Genomic DNA, 14,591 nt, shown 5'->3' on the forward strand with positions numbered 1-14,591 from the left:
AACTATAACAAAAGTTATAATACGGCCAATAAGTTTAATTTAGTTAAATGTATTATACTTTTGAATAATAAATAAAAAGATTCTTGACAAAACTAGTGATTACTAGTATATATTAAGAAACTAGTAAGTGCTAGTTTAGTGATTGATAATAACTTTTTAAAGTAAATATAATAGAAGGAGGAAAAGGAGCGAGCTATCCATCAGGCTATTTCCGGAAATATGCGAAATCGATCGTATCGGAAAAAGCTGAGCATAAGAAGATCGGCAACGGAGTGAGAGAAGAGCTTCTTTGCTATAGGAGTGATTCGTCGTTTCCTATTTCTATGCAATCGCGGATAAAGAAATCTCAGAAACGAACAGCTTACTAAAACGGTTATTGGTATTGTTTGTTTTTTAAGTTGTTATATAAGAAAAATATGTTTGCTTTGGTCGGCAGTTATCTAATGAAGCGATAAACAATTTTTTTTAAGAGAAGAAGTAGTGCAAAGTTAAAGAGGTGAATGCAAATTGACAAAAGTATTGTTATTAAGCAAAAATCCAATTATTGAATCACGTCTGCAGAATATTCTGCAACGAGTCAACGCCGAAGTGTATTGCTCCTCCAGCTTATTTTATGAGGCGAGCGAACACCTGCAGGTCATTCAGTATTTTTCTCTGATTATGATTTGTGACACCATCTCAAATGTTGAGCTGGCACAGCATATCAAGAGCTTGAAGGACAGCGGTCTGCCGATTCTTCGCAGAGGAAACCAGAACCAGATCGAAGAAACCGAGTTTGCATGGTTGGGTGAGTTTATTGATTCTTGGCTGGAATTCGATGATAGTGATTCAGTGATCATCGATAAGATTGCTCGTGCTCAGGCCTATGCGGAATCTACCCAATCGGTTAGAATTGAGCCATTTTCCCGCAGCAATTTTTCTAATTTCTTAAATCGATTATCAAAAAAAGAGAGACAGCTGCTTTGTTTTTTGTATGAAGCAAATGGTAAAAGCGTTTCAAGAGAAGATTTGTGTCAGAAAATGTGGCATTCGGAGAGTAATCATGCGGGATTGTCGAACTTATCTGCGATCGCAAAGCGTCTGAAGGTCAAGATGATTGACTCCGGACTCAGTGAGGACTGTGTGGGCTCAAGCTGGGGGCAGGGGTATTATCTTCAGGTTCCGTTTCTGCTCTTTTTAAGAGATAATGACTTTGATAGGTACTGTTCAGGCGATATTGTCTACCTTGAACCACAGCAATAAGCAGTAAAAAGCTTCGACTAAACCGTCGAAGCTTTTTTCAATTTGACCAAATTTATTTGGTACGTTCAACCCGATAAATTTGGTCAAATTGTTCAATATGCTGTTCCAATAAGGAAATGTTTTCCTCGACTAAATCTGGACGGATGTCGCAGCGTCGGATTAGGAAGTTGATGGAAGAATAGAAATGCATCGCGATAATGTATGGGTCCATTTTGATAAAAGTTCCTTGATTGACAAGATCAGTGAATAAAATCGTCAGATACTTCATGGGAAGATCAAAAAATAGTTCATTATATAAGTTTCCGACAGATTGATTCATGTGCTGCTCCGCAATCAACAGCTTCCTGAATTTCGAAGCAGTCTCGTCTGCTAAGTAAAACTTAAAGGCATCAACATACATCTTCGTCAATTCTTGAATCGGAATGTTTTTATACTTGTCTCCGGCATTTACTGTCAAAGGGATCGCGTAGGTGTTATTGGCTTCTTTTAAAATTTGAGAAACTTCCCTAAGAATAGTATTGAAGATTTCCAGTTTGCTTTTGTAGTGATTATAAAGCGAACTATCCTTGATTCCGACCGCTTTTGCGATTTCTTTCACTGATACCCCATCAAATCCCCGCTGGGAAAATAAGGTTAAGGCTTCACGCCAGATTCGTTCCTTTGTATTTTTTATGACCGCTTCCTTCTTTCAAAATGAATGAAAAACATTCTATTATTTTAAGATTTTTTCTTATAAAGAATGAATAGAACGTTTGTATTTTATTTGATTTTTGCAGAGACAAACATTTGATAACACAAATATATCCATAAGATGATGTTTACTAACATATTTATACTAGTAAACACTAGCCCTGTCAATGAGAACTGGCGATTACCCAAAATGATTTTAAAAGGCTTGAAATTTGAATTTTTTTAGCTGAAAAACTAGTTTTTATAAACATCAAAAGTGCCTTTTTCAGTATTCTATGGTAGTTTCGAAGAAAGAAGGTTAACGAGAAAGGTTGATTCGATGCAGACGGTTATGTGGTTTCGCCGCGATCTAAGAATTCAAGACAACAAAGCGCTTTATCATGCGTTTAACGATTTGGGGGCAGAAGACGAACTAGTGTTATTATTCCAAGCCAATCCAGCACAATTTCTGGAAGACAGTCCCAATCATCAAGCATTTTTCGGGAGCGTCCAGCATTTTAAAGGAAGAATCGATGAGCAGGCTCATCTGCAAATTCAATATGGGGAGCCGCTAGACTTATTTGCACAATTAAAAGAGACATTGCCGGACTGGAATAAAATCTATTTCAATGAAGACACGACCGGTTTTGGCGCGAAGCGTGATAAGGAAGCAAAGAAGTTCTTTCGCCAAAATGGGATCGAGTATTTTCGATTTCAGGATCACTACCTTCACGGAGCAAGGGAGATTAAAAATCAACAAGGCGATCCGTATAAAGTTTTCACCCCCTATTACAATCAATGGAAAGAACGAGTGAAAGAAACACCGCTGAAAGTTCGCTTTCAAGCAGATTCGGTCCATTCCAAGGTGCTGTTTCCAGAAGATGAAAAGAAGTTCGACAAATTGGTCGCGAGACTTCCCAAGCAAACGAAGATTGGTGAAGAGGCAGCAACGCGTCAATTGAAGAAGTTTGTCAAAAACTCCGTAGAAAAGTACGAAAAGGCGCGCGATATTCCGATTTTGGATGAAACTAGTCATTTGTCGCGCTATTTAAGGACCGGCGAGGTTTCGATTCGGACTGTTTGGCAGGCGTTGCAGGAAGAAAAACCTTCACAAGGGCGCAATACTTTCGAAAAAGAACTGTGCTGGCGTGATTTCTACAATATGATCTTTACCAATCATCCCCGTCAGCAGAAGCAACCGATCCAAGCCCAATTTCGTTTCATCAAGTGGGAAAATAATCAAGAGAAATTCGAAAAATGGCAAGAGGGGAAAACTGGCTTTCCGATCGTGGATGCGGCGATGCGACAATTAAAGGAAACTGGCTGGATGCACAATCGCCTACGGATGATCACCGCTTCCTTTTTAACAAAAGACCTGCTGATCGATTGGCGTTGGGGTGAGCGGTATTTCCAGCAGCAACTGATTGACTATGATCCTGCCAGCAATATCGGCGGCTGGCAATGGGCAGCTTCCACCGGAACCGATGCCGTCCCTTATTTTCGTGTCTTCAACCCTACGACGCAATCAGAGAAATTCGATCCAGAGGGCAAGTTCATCAAGAAGTACGTGAAGGAGTTAGGCAGCCTGCCAGAGAAGTTGATTCATCAACCGGATAAAATGACCAAAGAAGAGCAGGAGGAATATAGTATGATTTTGGATCAAGATTATCCAAGCCCGATCGTTAATCATAAGGAGCGTCGAAAGAGAGCAATTTCTATGTATGAGGCGAGCAAAGAATATGCTCGTGAAGTGCAGGCGCATGAGGAATAGTTGATGGCTCCTATAGTTTATGGAAATAAAATCAGTTCTTAGAGCAATCATCATTTTCGATGGTTGCTCTTTTTTTTAACGCTTGCCATGTATTAAGGAAATCATAGATATAAAGCAAGGCTATAAGAAATCTTTGTTTTAAGTGGAGGTTTTTAGGTGTATAATGGGTGTGTAACTGGTGCGTCATTAGTGCGCAATTGGTGCGTTTTATTGGATGGAAATTGATCGTTTAAGTATAGTTCTAGAGTGTCATATACATAATGCGAAAGAAGTAGGTGGCTAATAAAATGGAAATGAAAGAAAAAAACAAAAACGAAAAAACACGTTTGAATATTAATGTGGACAAGAGATTGAAGCAAGAAGCGAAGGATACGTTAGAAGATCTAGGACTAGACTTAACTACAGCTGTAACCTTGTATTTGACACAGGTCGTCAAGAAAAAGAGGATTCCGTTTGAAATCAGTACAACGACCTATTATTCTGTTGATGAGGTGGCTGGAAAGGATTGGCGAACTGAAATTCAGGATGTAGAGGACGAATGGGAATGAAGCAGGAAGTTGTATTTACCGATTTATCAAAGCGTGATTTTGAACGTCTCGATAATAGTCAACGGAAACAGGTTCTTAAATCGCTCAAAAGAATTGAGGACCAAGGGATGAAGGCAGGTCAGGCATTACGCGGTAAATTAAATGATTGTCGAAAGATGAAGCACAAAAGATTAGGATTGCGTGTCATTTTCAAGGAGTCTGAGTTTGGTGTGGAAATCATCGAGATTGTAGTCATCGGAAAACGTGAAGATAGTGAAGTTTATCGAATTGCTGAAAAACGTTTAAACCGGTAAAGTCCGATTTTAAAAGTTTGTGAGTAAGATGTAATTATTTGAATAGTGTTGATTTGAGCTTCCATCATGGATCAGTATGGCTCGCCAATGTTAGGTTTCATCTAGCATCGGCGAGCTTTTTTTGAAGATTTATTCAATCTTTTAATTGAATTTAATAACAAAAAAATTCACCAGAAATGTTAGCGCTATTATCTATCCACAATCTATTTGGTTATTTATATAAATAAAGAGCGTTTTTTTAAAAGCTATTTTTAAATTCCTTTATTCTTCCTGATTCTCCAAAATGATCATTGGAAATAACGAACTCAAAAATCTTCAAAGTTCTTCTAATAAATCATAAAATGTTCACAACATAATGTTCGTTTGATTTAAAGGGGATTTTGATTAAAAAAATAAAATATTCCCATGTGGGTGTTTTTGTGATATTATTAGCAAAAAATAATTGAGGCATTGCATGCGTATATAGTTTTATTAATTGCTAGTGCCTGTTTTTTATAGTTAAGGTGTAATAGATGAGAGAAGAAATAAAAGACGCGAACATTATTGTAATTAAGGTCGGAACGAGCTTATTAGTATCACCTGTGACAGGCATTGAGGAAGCCGTGATCTCACAGCTGGCGAGTGTGTTGTCTGAACTGATCGCTATCGGAAAGAAACCGATTCTTGTTTCTTCGGGAGCTGTTGGTGCGGGTATTACTCAGCTTGGTGAAGTTTCAAAACAAACGGCTGCGGCAGTTGGTCAAGGCTTGGTCACCAGCAGGTATGAGGCTGCATTTAACCAGCAGGATCAAACAATTGCACAGCTTTTATTGAGTCGGGAAGTATTGGAATATCCGAAAAGTCGACATGCCTTTGTTCAAACGCTTCAAGAGCTGCTGGAGCATGGAATCTTGCCGATCATTAATGAAAATGATGCGGTGACGGTGGATGAAGAAGGTCATTTGGCGAAGTTTGAAGACAATGATGAGCTTTCGTTATTAGTAGCTGAAGCGATCGAGGCTGATTTATTGATTATGCTTTCTGATGTGAATGGCTTATATTCTGCCAACCCTATGGTTAATGAACAGGCGACGTTGTTTCGACATTTGAGCGAGATCGATCAGCGATTATTGGAAGAAGCGGATTCAAACATTGGAAATCTGAGTCGCGGCGGCATTCGCAGCAAGCTGAAAACAGCGACGGGTGCGTTGACAGCCAATATTTCAATGGTACTGGCGAATGGGAAAAGTCCCAAAGTGCTGTTGGATATTTTAGCGGGTCGTGAAGTAGGAACACTGTTCAAAAAGTAGGTCTAGGCTTTTTATTCAGAAAAATCAGAATATTCAAACGGGATAACTCAGCTTCGGCTGATTATTAGATATATTGAGGGAGGATTTATTTTAGATGGAATTAGCGAAATTAATAGGAATTTTGATTGTGATTATCGGCTTTGCCTTGAAGTTGGATTCGATCCTGATTATCCTAGTAGCCGCAGTCGTTACAGCGATCACTGGTGGTTTAGGCGTAGAAGGGCTGTTGACGACATTGGGAACGAGCTTTGTTTCTAACCGTTCGATGGCGATCTTCATCTTGATCATGCTGGTTACGGGGACTTTGGAACGAAATGGCTTAAAAGAATCCGCGGCAAAATTGATTGGAAAAATAAAAAATGCGTCGGCTGGTGCGGTGATTGGCGCCTATGGAATCATGCGTTCGATCTTCGCAGCCTTTAACATCAGCTTCGGCGGAGTGGCCGGATTTGTTCGTCCAATCATCATGCCGATGGTCATCGGTTCGATTGAAGCAAAGGGAAAGGAACCTGAAGAAGAATATGTTGAAGAGTTGAAGGGGATGTCTTCTGGCATGGAAAACATCGCATGGTTCTTTTTCCAAGTATTGTTTGTTGGCGGACCGGGCGCGTTGCTGGTGCAGGCGACCTTGAAATCTTTAGGCTATGAAGCCAGCTTGCTTGATCTAGCGAAGGTAGAAATTCCCGTGGCGTTATTTGCCGTTATCGTGGCGATCGTGTATTACTTCTTGAAGGATCGCAAGCTATTCAAAAAATACTACGGCAACGGGAAATAGGGAGGAAAACAGATGTCATTTTTTCTAAGTCCTGACGTATTGATGTCAGAGAAGTTACTTGAAATTATTTATATCATTATGGGTGCGGTCGCGGTGTACACTGGGATCAAAAATGCCCGCGACAAAAGTAATGCGACACCGATCGGCACAGCGATCTTCTGGTGTGCGCTAGGTATCGTGATGATGTTTGGTCGTTGGATTCCGCCGATGATCGATGGTGTGTTAGTCATCATCATGACCCTGCCGCCGATCTTCAAAAAAGTCAGCAAAGGCCAGGAAAACGCGCCAGCCGAAGCGGCTACCAAGAAAATGGCTGATAAGATAGGTATGAAGATCTTTATCCCAGCTTTGGCGATGGGGATCTTCGCGATCATCTTTGCGGTCTTCACACAATTGGGCGCGTTAGTCGGCGTTGGTGTCGGTGTATTAGTGGCGATCGTCATTTTGATGATCTACTCAAATTCAAACAAGCCAAAAGTATTTTTGGATGATGCGGAACGGATGCTGTCTACGGTCGGACCATTGAGCATGCTGCCGATGCTATTGGCTAGTCTGGGTGCAATCTTTACTGCGGCTGGTGTTGGGGAAGTCATCTCTGATTTAGTCGCGAAGGTTATACCTAAAGGTAACGTGAATCTAGGAATTATTGTTTTTGCCATCGGGATGATGCTGTTCACCATGATCATGGGGAACGCGTTTGCGGCGATCACGGTAATGACTGTCGGCATCGGTGCGCCGTTTGTCTTAGCCTATGGCGCTGATCCCGTCTTGATCGGAATGGTTGCCTTGACCTGCGGCTATTGCGGAACCTTATGTACGCCAATGGCGGCGAACTTCAATATTGTGCCGGTGGCGATGCTGGAAATGAAGGATCGTTTCGGCGTGATCAAGAATCAGGCATTGTTAGCCGTGATCTTCTTGGTTTTCCAAATTGGTTATATGATTCTATTTAAATAGTAAAGGAATGGTGGAAAATGAACGTATTAATTACTGGGTTTGACCCTTTTGGCGGAGCAGCCATTAACCCTGCCTATGAAGCAGTGAAATTATTACCAGATACGATCGCAGGTGCAGCGATCCACAAATTAGAAATTCCAACGGTTTTCAAAAAAGACGGTGAAGTGCTGGCAAAAGCGATCGAAGAACAACATCCGGATATCGTGATCTGTGTCGGTCAAGCCGGCGGACGTTCTGATATCTCGATCGAAAAAGTAGCGATCAATTTAATGGAAGCGCGGATTCCTGATAACGAAGAACAACAGCCCTTGAACCAAGTCATTCACGAAGATGGCGAAACAGCTTATTTTGCGACGATCCCGGTCAAAGCGATGGTCAGCAACGTCAAAGCAGCCGGTATTCCATCAAGTGTTTCTTATACAGCAGGGACTTTTGTCTGCAACGACATTATGTATCGTTTGTTGTATTTAGCGGACAAACAAAACAAAAATATCAAAGGCGGCTTTATCCATGTTCCTTACTTGCCGGAACAGGTAGTTGATCTGCCAGCTGGCACACCTAGTATGCCAGTCGAAACGATTGCCAAAGGGTTAGAAGCTGCAGTGGCGGCCGCGATCACGACAGAAGAAGATCAAAATGTTGCGATGGGAACGATTATGTAATGTACAAAAAGATCAAATGTCGGAAACGACGTTTGGTCTTTTTTTGAATTTCATCGGGACTGTTTGAATCCGTCCACGAAAAAAATCTTTTGTTGCAATTTATGGAAGAGTATAATGAAACATGATTCTACTGAAGGGAATGATGAGTATCGACAAAGTAATGGCTGGTGGAGCAGGCGTGCTGAGCGCAATCAAAAAAATCACCTTTCCCAACCGCTTATTTTTATTCTTAGCGCTCATTTTCGGCCTATTGATGATCAATATTGTGCCGCCAGTTCAGGCACCAGATGAGATTGGTCATTTTATCAAAGCCTATGCGTTTTCAGAATTCAAGGTCAAACCACAGGCCTTTAACAAAAAGCCGGGAAAAAACGACAGTACCTGGGGAAACTATGGGTTTGAGGTTCCTTATGAGATGAAAAGTATGAATTCCTACGCCATTGATAAAAATGGTAAGAATGCTGAGTATCCCTATCAATACAAAGCCGATGAGAAGAAAATCAAGGCTGGGGAAAAGGCCTTTATCGGTACTGGCGGCATCACAAATTATTTCCTTGTGAACTACATTCCTCAGATTATTGGGATCAAGATCGGAAAAATATTAGGAAAGCCGATCATTTGGCAGTATTACGCCGCCAGATACCTGAATCTGATTTTTTATGTCTTGATTATTTTTCTTGCCATCAAACGCTTCCCATTTTCAAAAATGGGAGCGACAATATTAGCCTTGAATCCGATGGCGCTCTTTTTAGCAACTTCGGTCTCTGGCGATGCCATGATTATCGCGGTGAGCTTTTTCTTTATCGCTTGGATTTCCAGTCTGATCGGTAAGGAGTCGATCTCCAATGCGAAATTGGCCTTCAGCGCTGTCTTGATGGTCACGTTAGTTCTGCTGAAGCCAACCTTGATTGTCTTAGGCATGCTGTTTTTCTTGATCCCTAATAAATCCTTTAGTATTCAGCGGAAGGCGATTTGGGGAGTCGGGATTTTTGCGGCGTGCATCTTGTGCTATGTATTATGGAATAAAATGATGATCGACCAACAGATTCTGTATCGCGACTTTGCCAATCCAAGCAAGCAGGTAGCCCAGTTTCTCAAGGACCCGTCGATCTTTTTTGAAAATCTTCGCGAAAATTATCTTTTTGGAACGAAGGGCGACAATATCGTCTATTCCTTCGCCGGCAAGTTCGGGCTGATTGACACACCGTTAGGATTGCACTGGCTCGTCCTATATTACATGGCGTTGGTGGGGGCTTGTCTGGTCCAAGAAAAGGATCATCAGGCGCTAACCGCTCTGCAAAAAGTCATTGTAGCAGTAATGATGATCCTGTATACGATCCTGACATTTTTCGCTTTGTATCAAATTTGGAACAAGGTCGGGCGCACCGCGTCGATCGAGGGATTGCAGGGACGCTATTTTATTCCCGCGAGCCTGTTGTTGGTTCCAATGTTCTCCGCTAAAGAAAAGATCCTCAATATCAAAAACAGCAAGGTGAATATAGTCGTTTCCCTTTGTATCGTGGTGGTGCTGATTGCGACATTGGTTACTCTGTCGAATCGGTATCCGGTGGGATAAGCCAATTGGGGAAAGGGTGATATCTGTTTAATCAAAATTAAACCACAAACGCAATAAATTTCTAGGACTGATAGAATCTATTTCTATCGGTCCTTTTTGAGCACGGGAAATTTATTGAAAAAGCTCCACCAAAATGGATTGGTATCTGTTGTTTTTCTCGTGAATAAGATTTTGAGTGAGTTGATTACTAGAACCAGGTGCAACTGTTTTGATGAGGAGCAAGAAGCTTTTTCACTTACCTAATCCGTTTTACTCAGACAACGTTGCCTACAACGATGCGGTTCAGCACGGCGAAGCAGATGCCAATTTTGCGCAACATGAACCCTTTATGAAGATGTTCAATAAGGAGAAGAAAGCGGACTTAGTAGCCGTACAACCAATTTATTATTTTGCTGGGGGCTTTTATTCAAAGCAATACAAAAATGCTAAAAATCTCCCTGAAAAAGCAAAAGTCGGAATTCCTAGTGATCCAACGAATGAAGGGCGTGCTCTGGCGATCTTAAACGAGAACGGCGTTATTAAGTTGAAGAAGGGTGTTGGATTTAACGGTACTATAGATGACATCGTAGAGAATCCAAAAAACTTAAATTTTGAACGAATCGATTTACTGAATTTAGCGAAGGCCTATGACGAGAGTGATATCGCGATGGTCTTTTGTTACCCTGCTTATTTAGAACCGATCAAGTTGACGACTAAAGACGCCATCTTATTGGAAACTGAAAAAGCCAGTGAGCATTATGCTTTGCAGCTTGTTACGAATAATGATGAAAAAGATAGTAAAAAGATTAAGGCATTGAAAAAAGCCATGACCACACCTGAAGTAGCAAAATATATCAAAAACAATTCCAAGGGCGCAAATGTGCCGGCCTTTTAGGTTTTTGCTAGTTTGAAAAAGTGGACGCCATTCAGTGGTAAGGGCTGAAACTAGGTGAAAAAGAGAAAAAAGCTGATTCAAAGTCTAGAGACTTTTGGATCAGCTCTTTTTCTCTTATAAACTATCATAAATTAGGCTCAATACATGATTCCATTAAAAAATATAAGTTTAAGATTGATATGTAACTATTTCAGGATGCTCATTTTTGATTTCATGACTTTTTAGCCACAATAAAAGCAGTTATTGCTATTCTTTTTTCGTACCAAAAATAAAAAAATGGAGTGTTCAATATGACGAATTCAAAAAAAATTGATTTACACGAAACGAAGAATATCGTTGGGGGTACTTACTATGGTAATGGTGTATCTTGCAACAAGAAAGGTTGTTCAGTTGACTGGGGCAAAGCTATCAGTATTATAGGAAATAATTCTGCAGCAAACTTAGCAACTGGGGGTGCTGCTGGTTGGAAGTCATAAGACTTTGTTTTAAGGTATAAAAAAATTAGGCGGTGAGTTCATGTCTACAATAAAATGGTTTTCTGGTGGTAATGAAAGAGGAGATCAAGCAGTAAGTATTATCAATGTGTTACTCGATAGCAAAGAGCTTAGTCAAAATGATCAACTACGAAAAACTTTGCTTGAATATAGAGTTGAGCTACAAAAAAAAGGATCATCTGTACCTTTTATTCTAAGCCGAATGAATCTAGATATTTCCAAGGCTTTGCGAAATGATGGAGTTTATCTTAACGAGGAGCAAAAAAAATACTTAAAACAGTTAACTTCTTTGTCAAATATTCGATATGGTTATTAGATCAACTATCTTTACCATTTTATATTTGATAATAGAAAAATTATTTTTATTGCTTGGTATAATAGGATTTGTTTTGCCTAAAAACTGTGACTTTAAATGAAAATTGGTATAAAATGCACCACCATTAGGTATGGAATGAACTATCCATAATTCTGGAGGTGTATTTTATTGGATTCTTATCATTCCTTATTCTCTCTATTAATTAGAAAACGTAAACATTATCGAATTAGGATTCAAACAAATTGAAATTTTTCATTTTGCGACAATATCTAGCTATTAGAAGATAAATTCAACATTTAATATGAAAAGCTATTTAAAATAAGTTTGTACCATAAAAAAGGAGCCATAAAAGAAAGGAAGATTAAAAATAGTTAAAAAGGATGTATTAAAGAAAGTAGATTTAAAAAAGGTAATAGGTGGTGGAGGTGCATCAGGAACTTGGATGGATAGTAAAACCAAAGCTTGTATCAATGGCCAAGCAGGAGGAATGTTGGCTGGGTCTCCTGGCGGTATAGGTGGGGCAATTGTCGGTGGGTGTTTTGGTTAGGATTTTAATCCAAGTACTTTTGTTTATGATTGTGGTTGGGTTCATGACCAAATCAAATTTTTCCGTATCAGATTTTTTTATAGGTACAGGAGTTTTTGCACTTGGAACTGTATTAGAAAGAACCGTAATTTCTAAGTTTTACAAAAAAAAGAGCTAAAAAGCTCTTTTTTTTGATATTGCGATCATTCATTCCCAATTTCTTTTTTCACAAATGTTAATTGAATTAATCAAAATAATTGGAAAACTCATTCACTTTTATTGCTACTTTAGGATCAATATTTTGGATTTTAGGATTTTTTGTAATAGATACGAGTCATTATACTTATTCTTATGTAAAGAACATATTTAGAAATGAGGATAAACATGAAGAAATTGAAACTGATTAAACAGCATGACGAAAAGGATTGTGGTGTCGTTTGTCTTGCTATGATTCTAAAAACATATGATACAACATTACCTATTAGTAAGTTGAGAGTAATGTCTGGAACGAATAATCAAGGGACATCTGCATACGGGCTTGTAATGGCGTTAGAATCTCTTGGCTTCAAAAATGAAGTCTTTCAAACGGATGGCTCGATTTGGAACGAAAAGACTTTGCTTTTTCCATTCATTGCTCACGTTATTCTAGATGAGTCTTTTATGCATTACGTCGTTGTATACGGAAGAAAAAGAGGAAAACTGTTAATAGCCGATCCCGCACGTGGGAAGTTGAAAAAAACTCCCGGGGAGTTTAATCAAGAATGGACGGGCATTGTATTAACGGCAGAGCCAGGCGATGACTATAGACCGATCTGTGATACATCTAATGGGTTATTCTCTTTTATTCCATTACTAAAAAGGCATAAAAGTACCATTTTCGGTATCGTTTTTCTTTCATTCCTTTTAACAGGATTCGGGATTATTGGTTCCTATTATTTTCAGATAATTATTGATCAAATTGTCCCGACCAAATCGATCCAGTTATTGAAAGTACTATCTATTGGACTGTTGTCTATGTACATACTTCAAGGCTTTTTTCAATATTATAAGCAGCATCTTTTAATTAAACTCGGACAGCGACTCAGTTCTTCAATTATGCTAAAGTATTTTGATCATGTTTTACGATTGCCAATGGACTTCTTTTCAACAAGAAAATCTGGGGAGATTATTTCTAGATTTTTAGATGCTAGTAAGGTCATAGATGCTTTGGCGAATGCGACACTATCTTTGTTTCTTGATGCGTCAATGGTTCTCATCGTAGGAGGAGTATTGTTTTTACAAAATCGTCTGTTATTTTTAATTAGTTTAATGACGATACCAATATATGCTTTAATTGTATTTATCTTCATGAAGCCTTTTGAGAGAGCGAACGAGGAACAAATGGAAGCAGGAGCAGTTGTCAATGCTCAAATTATTGAAAGTTTAAAAGGAGTTGAAACAATTAAATCATTAAATGCTGCAAATAAAATATCTAATAAAGTACAAAATCAGTTTAAAAAAATGATGGAAAAATCTTTTAAAACAGAGAATTTGGATAATCTACAAATGAATTTAAAAACAGTACTTCAAGTGCTAGGATCTACAACTTTGTTGTGGGTAGGAACATCTCTTGTTTTAAAAGGACAGTTATCCATAGGACAACTAATTACATACAATGCCTTGATGTCATTTTTCACAACACCCTTACAAAACATCATTAATTTACAGGTGAAAATTCAAACGGCGAAAGTGGCCAATGATCGATTAAATGAAATTTTCTATTTAGATCAAGAAAGCTTAGAGATAGGTCAAGAGGGAGTTCGATTTTCTTCTTCAATAATTAGGGATCGTTCTTTTCCTGTGATTGAGGTCGAAAATCTTTCATTTGCTTATGGTTTTGAAGAAAATGTCTTGAATAATCTATCCTTAAAAATACAGAAAAATGAGAAAATTGCAGTTGTAGGTATGAGTGGTTCTGGAAAATCTACACTAGCAAAATTATTAGTTAACTTCTATCAAGCACAAGAAGGGGCAATAAAAATTCAAGGACAGAATCTTAAATCAATTTCTCGAATTGATTTAAGAAATGCAATCAGCTATGTTTCACAGGAAGTTTTCTTTTTCAGCGGGAGTATTTATGAAAATTTGCTTTTTGGGCTAGATCGAGAGCCATCTGACGAAGAAATAGTCCAGGTATGTGAACTAGCACAAATCAGGAGGTATATTGAGGAGTTACCTCTAGGGTACCATTCTCCAATAGAAGAGGGCGCTGGAAATCTGTCAGGCGGACAAAAACAACGTCTTGCAATCGCAAGAGCTCTTCTCAAAAATTCCGACATAATAATACTGGACGAAGCAACAAGTGGACTAGACACACGACTAGAACACGAGATCATTCAGAATTTGATGAGCATGAAAGACAAAACAATTATCTTTATTGCCCATCATCTGTCAATTGCAAAAGAATGTGATCACATATTTGTTATGGAAAATGGAAAGATCGTAGAAGCTGGTACGCATCAGCAATTGCGATCACTAAATGGAATGTATGAGAATTTATGGGAAATGATTGCTACTGCCTAACAATGGAAGCTGGATTTTTTCAAGATCTCCTATTTTG

Annotated in this window: 13 protein-coding genes and 1 pseudogene; 13 read left to right on the forward strand and 1 reads right to left on the reverse strand. The window is 39.0% G+C overall.

What is annotated here, in order from left to right; translation table 11 throughout:
* The first annotated feature begins 507 nt into the window (after positions 1 to 507).
* Positions 508 to 1,242 carry a helix-turn-helix domain-containing protein gene (locus E6139_RS19945; protein WP_316405295.1) on the forward strand — a complete coding sequence of 245 codons (735 nt, stop codon included), beginning with the start codon at positions 508 to 510 and terminating at the stop codon, positions 1,240 to 1,242.
* A gap of 52 nt (positions 1,243 to 1,294) precedes the next feature.
* Here the strand turns inward: E6139_RS19945 and E6139_RS19950 are convergent, their stop codons facing one another.
* On the reverse strand, positions 1,295 to 1,915 hold the full coding sequence (locus E6139_RS19950) for a TetR/AcrR family transcriptional regulator (RefSeq protein ID WP_316405324.1): 621 nt from the start codon (positions 1,913 to 1,915) through the stop codon (positions 1,295 to 1,297).
* 336 nt (positions 1,916 to 2,251) lie between these two features.
* On the opposite strand from E6139_RS19950, the gene E6139_RS19955 reads away from it, so the two are divergent.
* The 12 genes and pseudogenes from E6139_RS19955 to E6139_RS20010 all read left to right on the forward strand — a co-directional run bounded on the left by E6139_RS19955 (position 2,252) and on the right by E6139_RS20010 (position 14,554).
* Positions 2,252 to 3,682: a deoxyribodipyrimidine photo-lyase gene (locus E6139_RS19955; RefSeq protein ID WP_316405296.1), complete on the forward strand. Its 1,431-nt coding sequence runs from the start codon at positions 2,252 to 2,254 to the stop codon at positions 3,680 to 3,682.
* A 287-nt stretch (positions 3,683 to 3,969) separates the two neighbouring features.
* Positions 3,970 to 4,230 carry a type II toxin-antitoxin system RelB/DinJ family antitoxin gene (locus E6139_RS19960; RefSeq protein ID WP_316405297.1) on the forward strand — a complete coding sequence of 87 codons (261 nt, stop codon included), beginning with the start codon at positions 3,970 to 3,972 and terminating at the stop codon, positions 4,228 to 4,230.
* Positions 4,227 to 4,523: an addiction module toxin RelE gene (locus tag E6139_RS19965; protein WP_316405298.1), complete on the forward strand. Its 297-nt coding sequence runs from the start codon at positions 4,227 to 4,229 to the stop codon at positions 4,521 to 4,523. Before E6139_RS19960 ends, E6139_RS19965 begins: the two co-directional genes overlap by 4 nt.
* Positions 4,524 to 5,035: 512 nt before the next feature.
* Positions 5,036 to 5,812, forward strand: coding sequence for a glutamate 5-kinase (proB, locus tag E6139_RS19970; RefSeq protein ID WP_316405299.1), 777 nt, complete (start codon positions 5,036 to 5,038; stop codon positions 5,810 to 5,812).
* 94 nt (positions 5,813 to 5,906) lie between these two features.
* Positions 5,907 to 6,587 carry a 5-oxoproline transporter, DUF969 family subunit gene (locus E6139_RS19975; protein WP_316405300.1) on the forward strand — a complete coding sequence of 227 codons (681 nt, stop codon included), beginning with the start codon at positions 5,907 to 5,909 and terminating at the stop codon, positions 6,585 to 6,587.
* Positions 6,588 to 6,599: 12 nt separating this feature from the next.
* A complete protein-coding gene (locus tag E6139_RS19980) occupies positions 6,600 to 7,544 on the forward strand; it encodes a DUF979 domain-containing protein (RefSeq protein ID WP_316405301.1) in 945 nt (314 codons plus the stop codon).
* Between the two features lie 17 nt (positions 7,545 to 7,561).
* Positions 7,562 to 8,206, forward strand: coding sequence for a pyroglutamyl-peptidase I (gene pcp, locus E6139_RS19985; protein WP_316405302.1), 645 nt, complete (start codon positions 7,562 to 7,564; stop codon positions 8,204 to 8,206).
* A 121-nt stretch (positions 8,207 to 8,327) separates the two neighbouring features.
* Complete coding sequence (locus E6139_RS19990) at positions 8,328 to 9,782, forward strand: DUF2142 domain-containing protein (protein ID WP_316405303.1); 1,455 nt, start codon at positions 8,328 to 8,330, stop codon at positions 9,780 to 9,782.
* A 253-nt stretch (positions 9,783 to 10,035) separates the two neighbouring features.
* Positions 10,036 to 10,656 (forward strand): annotated as a pseudogene (locus E6139_RS19995) (MetQ/NlpA family ABC transporter substrate-binding protein); the annotation flags it as partial.
* A gap of 290 nt (positions 10,657 to 10,946) precedes the next feature.
* Positions 10,947 to 11,132: a leucocin A/sakacin P family class II bacteriocin gene (locus tag E6139_RS20000; RefSeq protein WP_316405304.1), complete on the forward strand. Its 186-nt coding sequence runs from the start codon at positions 10,947 to 10,949 to the stop codon at positions 11,130 to 11,132.
* A 40-nt stretch (positions 11,133 to 11,172) separates the two neighbouring features.
* Positions 11,173 to 11,466, forward strand: a complete 294-nt coding sequence (locus E6139_RS20005; RefSeq protein ID WP_316405305.1) for a bacteriocin immunity protein — start codon at positions 11,173 to 11,175, stop codon at positions 11,464 to 11,466.
* 910 nt (positions 11,467 to 12,376) lie between these two features.
* A complete protein-coding gene (locus E6139_RS20010; RefSeq protein WP_316405306.1) occupies positions 12,377 to 14,554 on the forward strand; it encodes a peptide cleavage/export ABC transporter in 2,178 nt (725 codons plus the stop codon).
* The last annotated feature ends 37 nt before the right edge of the window (positions 14,555 to 14,591 follow it).

Origin of the sequence: Enterococcus sp. (assembly GCF_032555305.1) — a bacterium.
Classification (GTDB): Bacteria; Bacillota; Bacilli; order Lactobacillales; family Enterococcaceae; genus Enterococcus_A.